This window comes from Acidovorax sp. LjRoot74, assembly GCF_964254355.1.
Lineage (GTDB): Bacteria > Pseudomonadota > Gammaproteobacteria > Burkholderiales > Burkholderiaceae_C > Acidovorax.
The window spans coordinates 2649374-2668280 of sequence record NZ_CAXUTI020000001.1 but is presented as its reverse complement, the minus strand read 5'-3'; the positions used below and the strand labels follow the sequence as shown (position 1 = coordinate 2668280).

The 18907-nt window shown below is 65.4% G+C and carries 12 protein-coding genes; 7 read left to right on the top strand and 5 right to left on the bottom strand.

Annotation, left to right across the window (positions count from 1 at the left end):
• Nucleotides 1–82 precede the first annotated feature (82 nt).
• A complete protein-coding gene (metE, locus tag ACSQ3O_RS12460) occupies nucleotides 83–2476 on the top strand; it encodes a 5-methyltetrahydropteroyltriglutamate--homocysteine S-methyltransferase (protein ID WP_436139078.1) in 2394 nt (797 codons plus the stop codon).
• Nucleotides 2477–2489: 13 nt separating this feature from the next.
• Here the strand turns inward: metE and ACSQ3O_RS12455 are convergent, their stop codons facing one another.
• Nucleotides 2490–3443, bottom strand: coding sequence for a ketopantoate reductase family protein (locus ACSQ3O_RS12455; RefSeq protein ID WP_436141120.1), 954 nt, complete (start codon nucleotides 3441–3443; stop codon nucleotides 2490–2492).
• Between the two features lie 147 nt (nucleotides 3444–3590).
• Here ACSQ3O_RS12455 and ACSQ3O_RS12450 point away from each other — a divergent pair, with 147 nt between their 5' ends.
• From ACSQ3O_RS12450 to ACSQ3O_RS12425, 6 genes are all read left to right on the top strand, one after another.
• Nucleotides 3591–3932, top strand: coding sequence for a TA system antitoxin ParD family protein (locus ACSQ3O_RS12450; RefSeq protein WP_436139077.1), 342 nt, complete (start codon nucleotides 3591–3593; stop codon nucleotides 3930–3932).
• A gap of 6 nt (nucleotides 3933–3938) precedes the next feature.
• Nucleotides 3939–4586 carry a zeta toxin family protein gene (locus ACSQ3O_RS12445; protein ID WP_436139076.1) on the top strand — a complete coding sequence of 216 codons (648 nt, stop codon included), beginning with the start codon at nucleotides 3939–3941 and terminating at the stop codon, nucleotides 4584–4586.
• A gap of 212 nt (nucleotides 4587–4798) precedes the next feature.
• Entirely contained in the window at nucleotides 4799–5317 is a 519-nt protein-coding gene (locus ACSQ3O_RS12440; protein ID WP_436139075.1) for a MarR family winged helix-turn-helix transcriptional regulator, read from the top strand.
• 132 nt (nucleotides 5318–5449) lie between these two features.
• Complete coding sequence (locus ACSQ3O_RS12435) at nucleotides 5450–6868, top strand: efflux transporter outer membrane subunit (protein ID WP_436141119.1); 1419 nt, start codon at nucleotides 5450–5452, stop codon at nucleotides 6866–6868.
• Nucleotides 6869–6935: 67 nt separating this feature from the next.
• Nucleotides 6936–8258 (top strand): efflux RND transporter periplasmic adaptor subunit, encoded by a 1323-nt coding sequence (locus ACSQ3O_RS12430; protein ID WP_436139074.1) that lies wholly within the window; start codon nucleotides 6936–6938, stop codon nucleotides 8256–8258.
• Between the two features lie 16 nt (nucleotides 8259–8274).
• Entirely contained in the window at nucleotides 8275–9909 is a 1635-nt protein-coding gene (locus ACSQ3O_RS12425; RefSeq protein ID WP_436139073.1) for a DHA2 family efflux MFS transporter permease subunit, read from the top strand.
• Between the two features lie 168 nt (nucleotides 9910–10077).
• Here ACSQ3O_RS12425 and ACSQ3O_RS12420 read toward each other — a convergent pair whose 3' ends face one another.
• From ACSQ3O_RS12420 to ACSQ3O_RS12405, 4 genes are all read right to left on the bottom strand, one after another.
• The gene (locus tag ACSQ3O_RS12420; RefSeq protein ID WP_436139072.1) at nucleotides 10078–10644 is read right to left on the bottom strand and encodes a hypothetical protein; all 567 of its coding nucleotides are present in this window, start codon (nucleotides 10642–10644) and stop codon (nucleotides 10078–10080) included.
• Between the two features lie 232 nt (nucleotides 10645–10876).
• Nucleotides 10877–11632, bottom strand: coding sequence for a hypothetical protein (locus tag ACSQ3O_RS12415; protein WP_436139071.1), 756 nt, complete (start codon nucleotides 11630–11632; stop codon nucleotides 10877–10879).
• Nucleotides 11633–11697: 65 nt separating this feature from the next.
• Nucleotides 11698–17847 carry a DUF4347 domain-containing protein gene (locus ACSQ3O_RS12410; RefSeq protein WP_436139070.1) on the bottom strand — a complete coding sequence of 2050 codons (6150 nt, stop codon included), beginning with the start codon at nucleotides 17845–17847 and terminating at the stop codon, nucleotides 11698–11700.
• Complete coding sequence (locus ACSQ3O_RS12405; RefSeq protein ID WP_436139069.1) at nucleotides 17844–18734, bottom strand: sulfotransferase family protein; 891 nt, start codon at nucleotides 18732–18734, stop codon at nucleotides 17844–17846. Before ACSQ3O_RS12405 ends, ACSQ3O_RS12410 begins: the two co-directional genes overlap by 4 nt.
• Nucleotides 18735–18907 lie beyond the last annotated feature (173 nt).

The window sequence follows — 18907 nt, the reverse complement described above, 5'->3', positions numbered from 1 at the left end:
AACTTTCGTTTGAATAATAAACGAGCCCGCGCGACCATCGGTGCCTTCATTGCATTGCTCCATTCAGAAGAAGGAAATCACCATGTCGCTCGCCGCAGTTGCCGTAACCGCCGCCACCCACCGCCCCGTGCTCACGCACACCCTGGGCTTTCCGCGCATGGGGGCGCAGCGCGCGCTGAAATTCGCGCTCGAATCCTTCTGGCGCGGCGACAGCACCGAGGCCGAGCTGCAAGCCACCGCCGCTCAGTTGCGCCAGCTTCACTGGCAGGCGCAGGCCGATGCGGGCCTGGGATTTGTGACCGTGGGCGACTTTGCGCTGTACGACCATGTGGCCAACCACATCCAGCTGCTAGGCTGCGAGCCTGCCCGCTTTGGCTTTGACGCCCACACGCCCGAACTGGCCCGCTACTTTGCGATGGCGCGGGGCGTGTCTGCTCAGGCGGCCGACGACCACGCGGGCTGCAGCACCGGTTGCACTGCAAAACACCACACCACCGGCCAGCCCGCGCTGGAGATGACCAAGTGGTTCGACACCAACTACCACTACCTCGTGCCCGAATTTAGCGCCCACACCCAGTTCCACCTGGCCAGCGAGCGCCTGTTTGCCGAAGTGACCGAGGCCCAGGCGCTGGGCCACCGCGTCAAGGCCGTGCTGCTGGGGCCGCTGAGCTTTTTGTGGCTGGGCAAATCCAAGACGGCGGGCTTTGACCGCTTCAGCCTGCTGGAGTCGCTGCTGCCGGTGTACGAAACCGTGCTGGCACGCCTGAAGGCCCAGGGTGTGGAATGGGTGCAGATCGACGAGCCCATCCTGGGCCTGGACTTGCCCGATGCGTGGCGCCACGCCTTTGAGCCCAGCTACTGGCAACTGGCCCGCAGCGCGCCCAAGCTGCTGCTGGCCACCTACTTCTCGCCCCTGGCCGAAAACCTGCGCCTGGCCTGCCAGCTGCCCGTGGCCGGGCTGCATGTGGATGCCCTGCGCGCACCCGACGAACTGGTGGGCGTGGCCGACTGGCTGCCCTCGCACAAGGTGCTGTCGGTGGGCGTTGTGGACGGTCGCAACATCTGGCGCACCGACCTGGATGCGGCGCTGCAAAAACTTCGCCCCGTGGCCGACAAGCACCAAGGCGAGCTGTGGCTGGCGCCGTCGTGCTCGCTGCTGCATGTGCCGTTCAGCCTGCATGCCGAAACGCAACTGGACACCGAGGTGAAGTCCTGGCTGGCGTTTGCGGTGGAAAAACTCGATGAGCTGCGCGTGCTCGCCACCGCCTTGTCGCAGGGCGAGGCGGCAGTGGATGACGAACTGCACGCGGCCCGCACCGCCCTGGCCGCCCGCCGCGCCAGCCCGCGCGTGCACCGCGCCACCATGGCGGCCCGCATTGCTGCCGCCGCGCCAGGCGCCGACCAGCGCGCCAGCGCCTTCCCTGCCCGGCAAAAGGCCCAGCGTGCGCGGCTCAAGCTGCCGCTGTTGCCCACCACCACCATTGGCTCGTTCCCGCAGACGGCAGAGATCCGTGCTGCACGCGCCGCCTTCAAGCGCGGGGCACTGGATGCGGCCCACTACCAACAGAAGATGCAGGCCGAAATCGAATTGGCCGTGCGTAAGCAGGAAGCCCTGGGCATTGACGTGCTGGTGCACGGCGAAGCCGAGCGCAACGACATGGTCGAATACTTTGGCGAGCAGCTCGACGGCTTTGCCTTCACCGCCAACGGCTGGGTGCAAAGCTATGGCTCACGCTGCGTGAAGCCGCCCATCATCTACGGCGACGTGGCCCGCCCCGCGCCCATGACGGTGGCCTGGACGCAGTATGCGCAAAGCCTCACCGCCAAACCCATGAAAGGCATGCTCACCGGCCCCATCACCATCCTGCAATGGAGCTTTGTGCGCGACGACCAGCCCCGCGCCACCACGGCCGACCAGATCGCCTGGGCGATCCGCGACGAGGTGTGCGACCTGGAGACCGCAGGCATCGCCATCATCCAGATCGACGAGCCAGCCATCCGCGAAGGCCTGCCGCTGCGCCGCGCGGGCTGGAAGAGCTATCTGGACCGCGCCACGCGCGCCTTCCGCATCAGTGCCAGCGGCGTGCGCAACGACACGCAGATCCACACCCACATGTGCTACAGCGAGTTCAACGACATCCTGCCTGCCATCGCGGCCATGGATGCCGATGTGATCACGATTGAAACGAGCCGATCGGACATGGAACTGCTGCAGGGCTTTGGTGACTTCAAGTATCCGAACGAGATCGGCCCCGGCGTGTACGACATCCATTCGCCCCGCGTGCCCGGCGTGCAGGAGATGGCCGCGCTGCTGGAAAAAGCCGCCGAGGTCGTGCCCGTGGAACACCTGTGGGTGAACCCCGACTGTGGTCTCAAAACCCGGGGCTGGCCCGAGACCGAGGCTGCCCTGCACCACATGGTGCAGGCGGCGCAGGCAGTGCGTGAGCGGCTGCTGGAAGAAGCGGCGCTGGCCTGACCGCGTCCGAAACTCAGCCTGCAGCGCGCTTCATCTCGGCCAGTTTCACCAGCACCTGCAGCGCGTGGTTCAGCGGCGTCGGCACCCCCAGTGCGGCGCCGCGCTTGACCACATACCCGTTCAGGTGGTCAATCTCGGTGGGCTTGCCCCGCGCAAGGTCCTGCGCGGTGGACGAATACTGGCTGGGCATGGTGCTGGCAATGCCACGCACCGCCGCCTGCACATCGCCCGGAATCGTCACCCCATCGGCCACAGCCACGGCCAGGCACTCGGCCACGATGTCGGCAATCACCTGCGTCACGCCGGGCACCTGCACCAGCGGGCCGTAGGGCTGCTGCGACAGGGCCGACAGCGCGTTGTAGGCGCTGTTGAGCACCAGCTTGGCCCAGAGCGCACCGCGCACGTTGTCTGACACCTGGGTAGGGATGCCCGCTGCCGTGAGCTGGCGGGCCACCGCGTCGCTGCGTGGCGAAGGTGCAATCACCAGCTCGCCCCGGCCATGGTGCACCACATGCCCTGGGCCGCCCATGGCGGTGGCCACATAGACCACTGCGGCAGCCACGGGGGTGCTGCCGTCCAGCACGGCGCGCACGCGCTCGTCGTTGTCCACGCCGTTTTGCAAGGTCAGCACCAGCGTGCCGGGGCCCAGGTGGGGGCGCATCTGCTGCGCGGCGTCTTCCGAGTCGGACGACTTCACGCAGAACAGCACTACGTCTGCGCCCTGCACGGCACTGGCCTCGGTGCTGGCGGCCAGGGGCACCTGCACATCCATCGTCGCCGTCTGCAGCCGCAGCCCATGGTCGCGCACAGCCAGCACATGGGCGGGCCGCCCGATGAGCGTGACCGCATGGCCAGCACGGGCCAGCAAGGCACCAAAGTAACAGCCCACGGCGCCCGCGCCCATCACGGCAAAACGCAAGGCTGGGGTGGTTGAATCAGGGTCAGGGATTGGGGCGAACTCGGTCATGGCGCGCTCTGCAGGTAGATGCAGCAGGAGGAACAACGGTGAACGCATGGTATCGCCCCAAAAACCCTGCGGCGAGGGGCCTCGCTCATCTGCCACCGTTGCAGACCCACCCTGATTGGCGCAAAATGCGCCAATCAGGAGATCGCCATGTCAGCCACCGCCTTTTCTTCCGTCAAGCTGCCCGCCCACTTGGTGGAGCAGGCCCGCCAGGCCGCGCAGCCCATGCGCCGTTCGGTGGCCAGCCAGATTGAATACTGGGCCACGCTGGGCCAGATCGTGGAACACACGGGCCTGAGCGTGCAAGAGGCACGCAGCGCCATCGAGCAGTACGAAGCCGCTGCCGCGCGCACGGCCACCCTGGCGGCACCCACGTCGGTAGACGCCCTCACCGCCCGTCTGCTGGCCGCACAGACACGCGGCACCCTGGCGCAGCGAGTGCGCGAGGTGGTGCAGGAAAACCAGGCCAAAGCGGCTACATCCATCGCCTGACACTGCATGGTGGCCTCCGCACGGCAGCCTTCTCCGCCGTCCCGCCAGAACACGCCACCCCGCTGGTTCCATCTGCTGGCGGGTCCGAACGGAGCGGGTAAATCCACGCTCTACCGCGCGCTGGTGCGCGAAGGCATCCTGGGCCCGCCGCTGGAGTTTGTGAACGCCGATCTGTACGAACAGGCGCAGCTGCAGCACATCGCCGATCCCGAGGCCCGGTCCGAAGCCGCCCGCCAATGGGCCGACGACCGCCGTGCCACCCTGCTGCGCGAAGGCGCCGACTTCGCCAGCGAAACCGTGTTTTCGCACCCTTCCAAACTGGCGCTTATCGAAGAAGCCCAGCGCTGCGGCTACACAGTGGCGCTCTACATCGTGGCGCTGGACGACCCGGCGCGGCTGCTGGCCCGCGTGGCGCAACGCGTGCGCGAAGGCGGGCACACCGTGCCGCCCGAACGCATCCTGGCCCGCTACCCGCGCACCATGGACAACCTGGCCCAGGCCGTGCGGCAAGCAGATGTGTCCTATCTGTATGACGCCGCCGAGGCGACCGGCACCAGCACCGGGCCGCAACTGGTGGCCGTGTGCTCGCCCACCAACGTCACTCCTCTGGCCCAGCCGCTGCCCACCTGGGCGCAGCGCCTGACCGGGAAATAACCGACAGGGTTGCGCCAGCTCCCGAGCGGCTGCTGCGGCAACAGCGCCCCTCCACAGCCACATTCATGTGCCAAATGTGGCCCCACCGCCCGCCAGCATTCACAGTTAGCTATATTTTATATAGCAATTCATCTCAGTAAAAACCCTGCCCTTGTCACGGTCGTTAACTGATTGCCAAGACAATCATTGTCTAGTCAATTAAATTCACGCCCATGACTTCCCCAGCCTCCCCACCTTCGCCCACCGGCACGGGCTTTTACAGCGCCAGCCAGCTTGAGCCCGAAAACAGCGTGGGCTACCTGATGCGCAAGGTGATGACCTCCATCCGCACCCAGGCCGATGCACAACTGGCGCTGCACGACCTGACCTATGCGCAGTGGCTGCCGCTGTTCAAGATTTCGCTGTGCTCCCAGACGACAGTGGCCAGCCTGGCGCGCGACCTGGAGACCGACCCGGCCTCCATGACCCGCGCGCTCGACCGGCTGGAGGCCAAGGGCCTGGTGGCGCGCCAGCGCTCCACCACCGACCGCCGCGTGGTGCAACTGGCGCTCACGCCCGAAGGCCAGGCCGCCGCCGCCAAGGTGCCGCCCGTGCTGGCCGATGTGCTCAACGGCCACCTGAGCGATTTCAGCCCCGACGAATGGCAACTGCTGCTGCGCCTGCTGCGCCGCATGCTGGCCAACGGCGAGGCGCTGCGCCAGCAGCGCGGCGCCGAAGCCAACGCCGACTGAACCAGCACCCGGCGCCGCCGTCCTCCACCCATCCGCTCCTCCACACAACACCCCAAAACCAATCTGGAGAACCCCGTGAACTCAGCCACTCCCCAGCCCTCCGCCCATTCGGCCCTGGCCGCGCATTTCGCCATGTCGGCCCTGGCCCTGGCCGCCGCCCTGGTGCTGGTGGGCTGCGCCAGCCCCGGCCCGGCCCACACCCCACTCGCACAAACCACCCCGTCGGCCGTGGGCCTGAATGCCGCAGCCACCGACACCGTGGCCCCCAGCCAGTGGTGGACCACGCTGGGCGATGTGCAGCTCAACACCCTGATCGACACCGCCCTGCAAGGCAACCCCAGCCTGGCCGTGAGCCGTGCCCGGCTGGAGCAGGCCATCGCCCTGAGCCAGGTGCGCGAAGCCGCCAACGGCCCCCAAGCCACCCTGGGCGTGGACGCCACCCGCCAGCGCTACACCGCCAACGGCCTGGTGCCCGCGCCGGTAGCAGGCAACACCTACAACAGCGGCACCGTGCAAGCCACATTGAGCTGGTCGCCCGACTTCTTCGGCCAGCATGCCGCCGAGCTGCAGGCCGCGCTGGGCCAAGCCCGTGCCGCCCAGGCCGATGCGGCCGCCGCCGCCAACACGCTGGCCTCCCAGGTAGGCCGTAGCTACGTGGCCCTGGCCCGGCTGGTGGCCCAGCGCGACGTGGCCACGCGCGCGCTGGAGCAGCGCGAAGAACAACGCAAGCTCACGCAAGAGCGCACCGCAGCAGGCCTGGACAGTCAGGTCGAACTGACCCAGGCCCAAGCCGCCGTGCCCGACGCCCGCACCCAGATCGAGGCACTCGACGAGCAGATCACCCTGGGCCGCCGCCAGCTGGCCGTGCTGACCGGCCAGGCGCCCGACGCCCTGCCTCAGCTCACGCCCCGACTCACCGCGCTGCAACCCACCGCTGTGCCCGAGGTGCTGGGCGCCGACCTGCTGGGCCGCCGCCCTGATGTGGTGGCCGCCCGCTGGCGCGTGGAGGCGGCAACGCAAGGCGTCAACAGCGCGCGCAGCGAGTTCTATCCCAACATCAACATCGGCGCGTTCATTGGCCTGAACTCGCTGGGGCTGGACCGGCTGTTCAACGGCAGCTCACGCCAGATGGGCGTGACACCCGCACTGCGCCTGCCGATCTTTGACGGCGGCCGTCTGCGCGCCCAGCTGGGCGGCCGCGCGGCCGAGCTGGACGCTGCCATCGCCCAGTACAACGGCGCCGTGCTCGATGCGGTGAAGGAAGCGGGCGACGCCGTGGCCTCCATCCAGTCGCTCACCCGCCAGCAGGCGCTGCAGGACGAAGCCGTGGCCAGTGCCGAAAAGGCCTACCGCTTTGCGCAGGAGCGCTACCGCGCGGGCCTGGGCAACTACCTGGTGGTGCTCTCCACCGAAAGCCAGGTACTGGCCCAGCGCCGCTTGGCCGTGGACCTGCGCGCCCGCCAGCTCGACACCCGCCTGGTGCTGATGAAGGCCCTGGGGGGCGGCTGGACGGACGACACGGCCGTGCTGCACACCGCCGCCGCGCACTGACCGGCCCAGAACGCCCCACCGCCCTATTCAAAAACACATAACAACACATTCCAGAAAGACCATTGCCATGACCGCCAACAGCGAACCCCTCACCGCCAACGAGTCCAACACCGCCCGCCGCCGCGGCCTCACCCTGATCGCCGCCGCCGTCGCGCTGGTGGCCATTGGCTGGGGCGGCTGGCACTGGGCCAATGGCCGCCATGTCGAGACCACCGACAACGCCTACGTGGCGGGCAACGCGGTGCAGATCACGCCGCAGATCGGTGGCACCGTGGTGTCCATCGGCGCAGACGACACCGACTTTGTGAAGGCCGGCCAGTTGCTGGTCAAGCTGGACCCCGCTGACGCCCGCGTGGCGCTGGAACAGGCCGAGGCCCAGCTGGCGCAGACGGTGCGCGAAGTGCGCACCCTGTACGCCAACAACTCCACACTGAAGGCGCAGGTCAGCCTGCGCAGCGCCGATCTGGCCCGCGCCCAGGCCGATGCCGCCCGTGCGCAAGACGATGTGAACCGCCGCACCCCGCTGATGGCCAGCGGCGCCGTGGGCAAGGAAGAGTTCCAGCACGCCACCGCGCAGCTGGCCGCCGCCAAGAGCACCGTAGCCGCAGCCCAGTCGGCCGTGCTGGCCGCGCAAGAACAACTGGCCGCCAGCCAGACGCAGACCGAAGGCACCTCCATCGAACAGCACCCCAACGTGCAGCGCGCTTCGGCCCGCGTGCGCGAGGCCTACCTGGCCGTGCAGCGCGCCCAGCTGGTCGCCCCGCTGGACGGCCACGTGGCCAAGCGCGGCGTGCAGGTGGGCCAGCGCGTGCAAGCCGGTGCTCCGCTGATGACGCTGGTCGCTCTGAACGACCTGTGGGTGGACGCGAACTTCAAGGAAAGCCAGCTCAAGACCCTGCGCATCGGCCAACCGGCCGAGTTGGAAGCCGATGTGTACGGCACCAAGGTCACCTACCACGGCACCGTGACGGGCCTGGGCGCGGGCACCGGCGCTGCGTTTGCACTGCTGCCCGCACAAAACGCCACCGGCAACTGGATCAAGGTGGTGCAGCGCGTGCCCGTGCGCATTGCCCTGGACCCCAAGGAGGTCGCCGAGCATCCGCTGCGTGTGGGCCTGTCGATGGAAGTCAAGGTGAACACGGCCGACCAGAGCGGCAAGACCCTGGCCGACACCCAGCGCACCACGCCCGTGGCCGCCACTGCAGTGTTTGATGCGCAGTTCAAGGCCGCCGACGACGAAGTGGCGCACATCATCGCCGCCAACCTGGGCCGCAGCGGCAAGGCGGCCGTGGCCGTGGCATCGCCCAAGGTGGGCAAAGCGCCCGCACAAAGCCAGCAACATGCCTCGGCCCCTGTGGCCTCGGCAGTGCAGTCGCCTGTGGTGCAGTGAACAGGGTGCGTAGAGCATGACTGCCGCCAACCCCACTGCAGACCAGGCGCCCGCCCGTTCGGCGCCTGCTGCAACACAAACCCCTGCCCCGCCCGGGCCCCCTGCGGCCTACCCACCGCTGCAGGGCACCGCCTTGCTGCTGGGCACGCTGTCCCTGTCGCTGGCCACGTTCATGAACGTGCTGGATTCGTCCATCGCCAACGTCTCCATCCCCGCCATTGCCGGTGACCTGGGCGTGAGCCCCGGCCAGGGCACCTGGGTCATCACCAGCTTTGGCGTGGCCAACGCCATCTCGGTGCCGCTCACCGGCTGGCTCACGCAGCGCTTCGGCGCGGTGCGGCTGTTCACCATGAGCGTGCTGCTCTTTGTGCTCACCTCCTGGCTGTGCGGCTTTGCCTCGTCGCTGGAGGCGCTGGTGTTCTTCCGCGTGCTGCAGGGCCTGGTTGCAGGGCCGATGATTCCGCTCAGCCAAACCCTGCTGCTGGCCAGCTACCCCAAGGCCCTCGCGGGCACGGCTCTGGCGCTGTGGGGCGTGACCACGCTAGTCGCACCCGTGGTGGGGCCGCTGCTGGGCGGGTGGATCACCGACAACATCTCCTGGCCGTGGATCTTCTACATCAACGTGCCGGTGGGCCTGCTGGCCGGGCTGCTCACCTGGGGCATCTACCGCCAGCGCGAAACGCCCATCCGCAAGCTGCCCATCGACACCGTGGGCCTCAGCCTGCTGGTGCTGTGGGTGGGTGCGCTGCAGCTCATGCTCGACAAGGGCAAGGAGCTGGACTGGTTCGCCTCGGGCGAGATCATCACCATGGCCGTGGTGGCGGTGGTGGCGTTCGCAGTCTTCCTGGTGTGGGAGCTGACCGAAAAGCACCCGGTGGTGGACCTCAAGCTCTTCAAGGGCCGCAACTTCACCTTTGGCGCGCTGGCGCTGTCGGTGGCCTACGCCCTCTTCTTTGGCAACGTGGTGCTGCTGCCGCTGTGGCTGCAGCAGTGGATGGGCTACACCGCCACCTCGGCCGGCATGGCGCTGGCGCCGGTGGGCATCTTCGCCATTTTGCTCACCCCGCTGGTGGGCAAAAAGGTGGGACAGTGGGATCCTCGCCGCATGGCGACCGGGGCGTTCATCGTGTTCAGCACGGTGCTGTGGATGCGCTCGCAGTTCACAGTGCAGACGGACTTCATCCACATCCTGATCCCCACCCTGCTGCAAGGCGCGGCCATGGCGTTTTTCTTCATCCCGCTCACCACGCTGACGCTGGCAGGCATTGCGCCAGAGCGCATCCCGGCCGCTGCGGGCCTGAGCAACTTCGTGCGGATCACCGCCGGGGCCATGGGCACGTCGATTGCCACCACGCTGTGGGAAAGCCGCGCCGCCATGCACCATGCCCACCTGACTGAAGGGCTGGTGCAGGGCCAGGGAGTGTTTGCGCAAACGCTGGACAACCTCACCGCGTCCGGCCTCACGCAGATGCAGGCGCTGGCACAGATCAACCGGCTGATCGACCAGCAGGCGTTCACGCGCGCGGCCAACGACATCTTCCTGGGCTCGGCGGGCTTGTTCCTGCTGCTGATCGGGCTGATCTGGCTCACCAAGCGCCCGGCGAGGACAGCGGGTGGCGGTGGTGCTGCCGATGCGGGTGGTGCGCACTAGCGCAAACCAGTGCGAGCCGAGGTGAACCAGAGCGTTTCAAGAGGAAAAACCGCCCTCTCCGCGCTATAGAAAACAAAAGTTCGCTATCTTTTGCATAGCATCGATAACAAAAGCGGCTCTTCGGAGCCGCTTTTGTATTGAGGATGCGCCACACGGCCCGCAATGGGCCTATGCAGCCCCCACCCGCTTTTCTGCGTTGGCAAACGCCGTGGCCAGCGCGGCAAACTCGCTCTGGCTCACCACACCGTCGGCAATGCCGCTGCGGTCCATCAGCTGCAGCACGGCCTGCGAAAAATCATTGCCCTGCCGGGTGATCGACGTGCTGGCGAGCCCCTGCAGAAACTCCTCGTGCGAAATGCGGCCGTCCTTGCTGGTGTCGAACCCGGCGGCAATCTGCTCCTTCTGGGCATCGTCCGCACCAAACTCGCTGAGCAGCGCCTTGAAGTCCTGCGTGGACACCGATCCCCCCGCCGAAGGCTGCCCCACTAGGCCACCGCCACTGCCCCGCTGCACGGCGCCCAGGGCCCCATCCAGCTTGCCTTGCAACACCAGAATGCCCTTGCCCGCAAACCCCGCCAGCGCCTCGGCCTGGGGGCTGAGCGTGACCACCGCCGAGGGCTGGGCCTGCTCCGCATCGCTGCCGCGCCGGGGCGCTGCAGGCTTGGCCGCCCCGCTCGATGCAGCGTTGAAAACCAGCGAGGCTACGGATGCAAGACCGGAAAGAAGAGGTGACATCGCCTTGAACTCCTGCGCGGCGACATCCGGCCCACTGCAATACACAGATCAGCAGTCACCATTTCTCGCCCAGTGTGCTCAGAGTAACGGGCTGCTCCCAAAGCAATGACCCGATAAAGCATCGCTTTGCCTACCACCTCGATGCATAGAAGCCCGTATCGCTGGGTGTCAAACAATGGGCAAGGGCGCCAGATTGTTCCTTGCTAGAACTGAAACGCTAGCGTTCAAGCCCCTACTTTGCGAAGAAGACCGCAGTCCCTCGGGTCTCGTCCGCGCTCGTCACCACCACCGTCAGCCCATTCTTGGCCACGTTGAGCGTACCCACCCCATTGAATGCAGTCTTGCTCCCGTCCGCGCAGCTTTCGTTGAAGCTGACGCTGTACGCAGCCGTGCTGGCCATCGCCGCTACGTTGCCCGTGTAAGAACACCCCGTGGTCGAGCTCCCTGTCATGCTGCCGGTCGCCGCAAGACTCCACTGCACAGTCTGGGCATTGCCTCCCAATGTGGCACTCCAGTTGCCCTGCACTTCTGCCTGGACTGCAGGGGTCGCCAGTGCATCGCTCTGGGTCAAGGTCCCCGTGTTCAGGCCCGTGAATGCAATCGTCTTGGGGCTGGCCGCAAGTGCCGCGTTGACCTGGCCTGTCACCGCCTGGCCTGTGGCGTTGGCTTGCCCCAGCGCGTAGCTTTTCCCGTTGGCGCTGCTGTCACTGCGCACCACCAGCTTGACCAGCCGGCTGGCGTCCTGGGCCAGCAGCCAGGCGCTGGCGGTTCCGTTGGCCTCGGGCACCACCACGGCGGTCGTGGCCGGTGCCACGCCTGCAGCGGTGACCCAGCGTCCCTTGAGCTGGGCGGGGTCGATGGTGGGGCCGGAAGCATCGCCCCCACCACCGCCTCCGCAAGCCGCCAGCAGGCTGCTCAGGACGAGTGCTGCTGCAGGCAGCTTGCGCAAAGCGCGCCGAGGTGCCGCCATGGGCGTGTTGGTTGTCATCGATGTTCTCCGTTTCATGTTGTCAGATCTGTCAGGACGAGGCTATTGCCAGTATGCGGGGCTACTCAGAACCAGAAAGGATGGGATCCCACATCCGGCGCCAGCCCCACAATCGACAGCGCCATGTGCCCTGGCGCCCCTGGGTCCGTGATGATGCCGTCCGCCTTGCCGTCCGCATCGAACTGCCCTCCGTCCTCGATGTGGAAGTCCAGCCTTACCCGCCCCCCTTCCATCACCATCTTGCCCCCATACGGCTCGCTCGCAAGGTTCACCCATTGCCCGTGGCTGTCCTGCTTCCAGTAGCCGTTCACCCCCAGCGCCGGGTCTACGTACAGGCTGAAGTTCTCTCCTGTCTTGCCCGCTCCAAGCTGCACCGTGAAGCTCACCAGCCCTATCGGCATTTGCAGGCCCGCTGGCAGCCCCGTCGGTGCATCCTTTTGCACCAGGCTCGTGATGCGTGCATTGTCGTTGCCGCTGCCCACCTTGCCATTGGTGCTGCTGGCCACCAGTGTCGTGAAGGTGGGTGGCGCACTTCCGGGGTTGCTCTGCCCTGTGGGGCTGAGCACGAAGCCTGTCGAGGCCACTCCCGGCTGTTCGCTGTCCCTGACGCCGTCTCCGTTGCCGTCCCCGGGGGTTGTGGTGCCACCGGGGCCAGGGATCCCTGGGGTCAGGTCTTCTATGGCGTTAGGTACTCCGTCGTTGTCCGGCACTCCGGGTACCGGGTCAGGCGTGGGCACAGGGGGGACCGGGGTCGGGTCAGGGTCTGCGGGGGTGAGGTTGGTCACGGGCCGCGCGGCGAAGCTCGCTGCGTCATTGCCTGCTGCGTCCTGGACAGCATTGGCGTCGTTGCCGCCTGTGGGATCGGTGTAGGCGACGGTGACGGTCTGGCCGGCGCCTACTACATAGGTCAGGGTCAGAGTGACGGTTTTAGCGGCTGCGTTGACCGCTACGGCAGTGACGGCGTTGGCAGAGCCTCCCGCCGTCACCGCAAAGGCGCCAATGGGCGCGGTGTTCACGGCGTCCAGTGTGGTCGCTTCGGTGTAGCTCAGGACCAGCTGGTTGGCGGTGACGGTGGCTGTGCTCACCACCGGGGGGGTGGTGTCCAGTGTGTTGTTGGTGACCGGTGTCACGCCCAGGCTGGCGGCGTCGTTGCCCTGGATGTCCTGGATGGCGTTGGCGTCGTTGCCTGCCGTGGGGTCGGTGTAGGCGACGGTGACGCTCTGGCCATAATCCACCGGGGTGCCCAGGGTCAGGGTGACGGTTTTAGCGGCAGCGTTCACGGCCACGCCGGTCACGGTGTTGGCGATTCCACCGGAGACCACGGCGAAGGCGCCTGTAGCTGGCGGGTTGACGGCGTCCAGGTCGCTGGCGTCGGTGTAGGTCAGCACCAGGCTGGCGCCGTTGGCGCTGGCTGATGCGAATACGGGGGCGTTCGGGTCGTTGCCGGCCACAGTGACGCCGTTGCCTGTGAGGTCGGCGATGGCCACGGCAGGGTCGGCGCCTGCTGCCCAGTCTTCGGCGAAGGCCAGGTTGTAGGTGGTCCCACCCAGGGAGGCTGTGCCGTCTTTGTTGAACAGCAGGGCGACTGCGGCCTTGTCGGTGGCCGACAAGGTCAGGGTGAAGCTGGTGGCTGAGGTGATATCGACGTTGCCGGTATCGGTCAAGACATAGGTCGCGCCCCCCTGGCCCAGCAAGGTGAGCTTGTTGGCAATGATGTCGTTCAAGGCTCCTGCCGCGGAGGTGAGTCCTGTGCCGGTCACGACCAGCACGCCTGTGCCTACGTTGTAGGTGGCGCTGGTGACGGTGGGGACTGCGACGTTGCTGACCGTAACGCCGTTGCCGGTGAGGTCGGCGATGACCACCGCAGCGTCTGCACCCGCGCTCCAGTCTTCTGCGGCGATGAGGTTGTAGGTGTTGGCACTGGTGGAGCTGGTGCCGTTCTTGTTCAGGATCAGGTTGGCAGCCGCCCTGTCCGCCGCGCTCAGGCTCAGGGTGAAGCTGGTGGCAGAGGTGATCTCCACGTTGGCCGTGGTGGTCAGTGTGTAGCTGGCACCTCCTTCGCCTTGCAGGCTGAATTTGTTGGCCACGATGTCATTGATGGCCCCCGCCAGGCTGGAGAACCCGGTGCCCGTCACGACAAGCGCTCCGGTGCTGGCGTCGTAGGTGGCAGATGTGATGGCCGGTACTGCAACGTTGCTGACGGTGAGTGCGTTGGTGCCATCAGCGATGTCGCTGCCTGTGATCACGCTGTTCCAGTCGTCCGCAGCAACCAGGTTGTAGGTGCTGCCGCCTGTGGACGTGGTGCCGTTCTTGTTGAGCAGGGCTTCTACGGCTGCGATGTCTGCACCCGAGAGGGTGACGCTGAAGCTGGTGGCCGAGGTGACTTCCACATTGCCTGTGGTGCTCAGGGTGCGGGTGGCTGCGCCTTCGCCAACGATGGTGAGTTTGCTGACGGTAATGTCGTTGGTGGCGCCCACGGTCTTGACCAGGTTGGTGCCGGTCACGGTCAGCACGTGGGTGCTGGCATCGTAGGTGGCGCTGGTGATGGTGGGGGCCGCAACGTTCGATACCGTCACGCCGTTGCCGGTGAGGTCTGCACTCGATGTGGTGCTCGCATCCCAGTTGGCGGCTGCCGCCAGGTTGAAGGTGGTGGTGTCCACCGCGCTGGTGCCGTTGTTGTTCAGGATGCCGTTAATGGCCAATTTGTCGGCGGCGTTGAGCGTGACCGTGAAGCTGGTCGCACTGGCTGCGGTGACATTGGGGCTGGTGAGGGTGTAGCTGCCGCCTTGGCCTGCAAGACTCAACTTGCTCACGTCGATGATGTCGCCGGCGACCATGTTGGCGCCAGTGACCACCAGGGTTCCTGTGCTCGCGTCGTAGGTGGAGCTGATGACGGTGGGCGCGGCGTTGCTGACGGTGATGCCGTTGCCTGTGAGGTCGGCGATGTTGCCGCCGGTGATGACGCTGTTCCAGTCGTCGGCGGCAGCGATGTTGTAGGTGGTTGAGCTGCCGGCCGAGGAGGTGCCGTTCTTGTTGAGCAGGGCGTTCACGCCAGAGATGTCTGCACCAACCAAGGTGACGGAGAAGCTGGTGGCCGAGGTGACCTCTACGTTGCCCGTGGTGGACAGGGTGTAGGTGGCACCGCCCTCGCCGGTGATGGTGAGCTTGCTGACGGTGATGTCGTTGGTGGCACCGATGGTCTTGACCAGGCCCGTGCCGGTGACCGTCAGGACATTGGTGGCAACGTTGTAGGAGGCGCTGGTGATAGTGGGGGCTGCCACGTTGGAGACGGTGACGCCATTGCCCGTGAGGTCGGCGCTGCTGGTGCGGCTGGCATCCCAGCTGGCGGCTGCCGCCAAGTTGAACGTCGTGGTGTCCACGGCCGTGGTGCCGTTGGTGTTCAAGATGCCGTTGACGTTGCGCTGGTCGGCTGCGTTCAGGGTGACCGTGAAGCTGGTGGAGCTGGCGGCCGTGACGTTGGCGCTGGTGAGGGTGTAGCTACCGCCCTGGCCGGTGAGGCTGAGCTTGGAGACGTCGATGGTGTCGCCGGTGACCATGTTGGCGCCGGTGACCACCAAGGAGCCTGTAGAGGCGTCGTAGGTGGCGCTGGTAACAAGGGGAGCGGCGTTGGCGACGGTGATGCCGTTGCCCGTGAGGTCGGCGATGTTGCCGCCGGTGATGACGCTGTCCCAGTCGTCGGCCGCCGCCAGGTTGTAGGTGGTGCTGCTGAGTGCCGAGGTGCCGTTCTTGTTGAGAAGGGCACCGACTCCAGCGATGTCTGCGCCAGAAAGGGTGATGGAGAAGCTGGTGGCCGAGGTGACCTCTACGTTGCCCGTGGTGGACAGGGTGTAGGTGGCGCCGCCTTCGCCGGTGATCGTCAGTTTGCTGACGGTGATGTCGTTGGTGGCGCCGATCGTCTTGACCAGGCCGGTGCCGGTGACCACGAGCACGTTGGTCGTGCCGTCGAAGGTGGCGCTGGTGATGGTGGGGGCGCCAACGTTGGAGACCGTCACGGCGTTGCCGGTGAGGTCGGCGGATGTCGTGCGGCTGGCATCCCACGAAGCGGCGGCGGCCAGATTGAAGGTGGTGGTGTCCACCGCCGAGGTGCCGTTCTTGTTCAGAATGCCGTTGATATTGACTTGGTCGGCGGCGTTGAGCGTGACGGTGAACGAGGTGGCGCTGGCGGCCGTCACGTTGGGGCTGGTCAGGGTGTAGCTGCCGCCCTGGCCTGCAAGACTCAGCTTGCTCACGTCGATGGTGTCGCCGGTGACCATGTTGGCGCCGGTGACCACCAAGGAGCCTGTAGAGGCGTCGTAGGTGGCGCTGGTAACAAGGGGAGCGGCGTTGGAGACGGTGATGCCGTTGCCCGTGAGGTCGGCGATGTTGCCGCCGGTGATGACACTGTCCCAGTCGTCGGCCGCCGCCAGGTTGTAGGTGGTGCTGCTGAGTGCCGAGGTGCCGTTCTTGTTGAGAAGGGCACCGACTCCAGCGATGTCTGCGCCAGAAAGGGTGATGGAGAAGCTGGTGGCCGAGGTGACCTCTACGTTGCCCGTGGTGGACAGGGTGTAGGTGGCGCCGCCTTCGCCGGTGATAGTCAGTTTGCCGACGGTGATGTCGTTGGTGGCGCCGATCGTCTTGACCAGGCCCGTGCCGGTGACCACCAGCACGTTGGTGGCGCCGTCGAAGGTGGCGCTGGTGATGGTGGGGGCTGCAACGTTGCTGACCGTGACAGCGTTGCCGGTCAGGTCGGCTGCAGCGCTCTGCGTAGAGTCCCAGTTGGCCGCCGCCGCCAGATTGAAGGTGGTGGTGTCCACCGCCGAGGTGCCGTTCTTGTTCAGGATACCGTTGACGTTGATTTTGTCTGTGGCGTTGAGTGTGACGGTGAACGAGGTGGCGCTGGAGGCGGTGACGTTGGGGCTGGTGAGGGTGTAGCTGCCGCCCTGGCCGGCCACACTCAGCTTGCTCACGTCGATGGTGTCGCCGGTGACCATGTTGACGCCCGTGACCAACAGGGTTCCTGTGCTGGCGTCGTAAGTGGCGCTGGCGATCGTGGGCGACGCCAACTGTATATTGGCCAGCACAAAATCATCCAGCGTCAGATACCGAACGTGCCCACTGCTTCCCGTGGACGTCATCTTCAGCGTTGAGATGTTCGTCAATCCAGTAAAGCTGAGCGTCTGGGTTTGGCCCCCAGCGAACGCAAAATTTTGCGTGGTCCCAATTTGCGAACCACCGCTGTCATACCCTTTGAATATCAGGGTCTGCGCATAGTTCGATTGCACCTTCAGCCCGGTGGTCGAAAACATCTGCCCTCCCTGGAACGAGAAGGTCACCAGCGTTTCGGCCTGGGTGTTGGTGAAATCGATGTTCACATAGCTGCTGGTCGGATCCGCGTAAACACCTGTGTTGGCACCATCAATGACCAACTGGTAGCTCGAGTTGCCACTGACTTTATATATGACGTTTTTCGTCGCATTGCCTGTTCCGCCCGCATCGGCGAAATTCGAGGAGCCACTGGTAAAGACAAGGGTTGCGCTTGCAATGCTCAACACACCGGCATAAAGAGCTGACAACTCCGGGCTGACTACTGACTGTGTTTCAACGTTGCCCGTCTTGAGCTCTAGGTCCCAATCCCCATTCAGTTTGGCGTTACCGGTCAGGTTGGTCGATGCCGCAACGTCCGCGCCCGTGATGGTCGCCAGTTCATTGACCAATTCCTTGCCCTGCCCAGCACCCACATCGCAGCCGTAGAGCAATATGTCCGCGCCGTGGTTCAAGCTCTTGCCAATAGCCTGCAACTGGCCGGCATGCTCGCCCACCGCGCCAGCATCCAACGCGAGCGCCCCCAGGTTGACAGCGCCTTCCCGGCCATGCGAAATAATGTGCAGTGCGTCGATACCCGAGCGTCCTGCCAGAATGGACGCCATCTGCTGTAAGCCATCCTGGCTCGCATCGAGTACGTGCACCTCCCTGCTGGGGTCGATGCCCTTGAGCAGGGTTTCCAGGTCGCCAACGTTGCTCTCGATGAAAACCACCTCGACGCGCGTCGCGCCCGGCACGTCAAGCGAAGGAAGCGGTGCTCCGAGCAAGGGGTCCGTCACGATAGCCAGGCTGGCTGCATTCAACGCTGCGTGCCCGTCGTTCACGCCAGCGCCTGCTTGCGTGTCCAGACCGCTGCGAATAGCCAGATCAAGTGTTGTATTGTGCGTGCTCATGCTTGGCTTTCTTTCGCAGTGTTCGTGGATCGGGGCGCGATAACGTTGGCCGCGCTGCCGGAGGGATCAGTCCAGAAAGACAATTTGGCGTATTTATCGAACAGGTCAGGCGGAATGATGGTGCGCCGCTCCGTGTACTCCACCTTAGGCTTAACGCGGTGTAAACCCGGCACACCCAGTTGCTCGTCAAAGGCTTGGGCATCGTATTCAACGGAATTGAAATCATGCTCGAACGGATCTTCACCAATGAACTGGTAAAGTAATTCCATGACTTTGTCCGGGGCCTGCACCAGTAAGTCATAGTCGATGATCAGCAGCGACTTGGCATGTTCACCATAAAACGCCTCGCGCAAGGCAGCCCAGGCAAAACCCACCAACTGGTCGTGTTGCGCCAGCCCCTCCAGCCGCTGGTACACGGTGCTGCGCCCCATGTTGTTGCCAAATAGCTTGGTGTTTTCGTACGGGTTGCCACGGTATTGCCGTTCGATGCTGTCCATCACCCAGGCCACATTGCGTGCACAGGCAATGACCTTCGCATCGGGAAACAGATCCAGAAGCGTGGGCAGCTTGGCACACCACATGCGGTTGGTGTCAAAGATGACGCCCTTGTCACGGTCTTGGCGGTAGTAGGAATCAAACAAGCCGGTGAGCAGGTCTTTTCTTTGTGTGTTGTCGACCAGCGTGGCGAATTCGCTACCCGCACTGACTTGCGTGAGGATGGAGTTCACAAAGGCCCCAACCGGACTGGACATTCCCGCCTGAAAGCGAGGGTTTTGACGCAAGATTGCTGCCAACAGCGTAGAACCCGCGCGCGGCAACCCGGAAATGAAATGGTATCGGGGAGATTTCGGCGGGGCAGCAGCGGCCTTTACGGAAAAATCATTCATGGGAACAGACTGTAACCTTACTTAAGTCATGGGCAAACTGCCCCAGCAGTTGTAGCCCAGCCGTTTTGTTTGATGGTCAGCGCTCCTCCCGTAACCAGGCATGGAAGCCGCTATATTTTCTATTGCAAACAGGTGTCATCGGCAGGGCAATCGCATCTAAAAGTGCGCCTTAA

Coding starts and splice junctions, on each gene's coding strand:
- metE (WP_436139078.1), top strand. CDS start 83: ATGTCGCTCGCCGCAGTTGCCGTAACCGCCGCCACCCACCGCCCCGTG.
- ACSQ3O_RS12455 (WP_436141120.1), bottom strand. CDS start 3,443: ATGACCGAGTTCGCCCCAATCCCTGACCCTGATTCAACCACCCCAGCC.
- ACSQ3O_RS12450 (WP_436139077.1), top strand. CDS start 3,591: ATGTCAGCCACCGCCTTTTCTTCCGTCAAGCTGCCCGCCCACTTGGTG.
- ACSQ3O_RS12445 (WP_436139076.1), top strand. CDS start 3,939: ATGGTGGCCTCCGCACGGCAGCCTTCTCCGCCGTCCCGCCAGAACACG.
- ACSQ3O_RS12440 (WP_436139075.1), top strand. CDS start 4,799: ATGACTTCCCCAGCCTCCCCACCTTCGCCCACCGGCACGGGCTTTTAC.
- ACSQ3O_RS12435 (WP_436141119.1), top strand. CDS start 5,450: ATGTCGGCCCTGGCCCTGGCCGCCGCCCTGGTGCTGGTGGGCTGCGCC.
- ACSQ3O_RS12430 (WP_436139074.1), top strand. CDS start 6,936: ATGACCGCCAACAGCGAACCCCTCACCGCCAACGAGTCCAACACCGCC.
- ACSQ3O_RS12425 (WP_436139073.1), top strand. CDS start 8,275: ATGACTGCCGCCAACCCCACTGCAGACCAGGCGCCCGCCCGTTCGGCG.
- ACSQ3O_RS12420 (WP_436139072.1), bottom strand. CDS start 10,644: ATGTCACCTCTTCTTTCCGGTCTTGCATCCGTAGCCTCGCTGGTTTTC.
- ACSQ3O_RS12415 (WP_436139071.1), bottom strand. CDS start 11,632: ATGACAACCAACACGCCCATGGCGGCACCTCGGCGCGCTTTGCGCAAG.
- ACSQ3O_RS12410 (WP_436139070.1), bottom strand. CDS start 17,847: ATGAGCACGCACAATACAACACTTGATCTGGCTATTCGCAGCGGTCTG.
- ACSQ3O_RS12405 (WP_436139069.1), bottom strand. CDS start 18,734: ATGAATGATTTTTCCGTAAAGGCCGCTGCTGCCCCGCCGAAATCTCCC.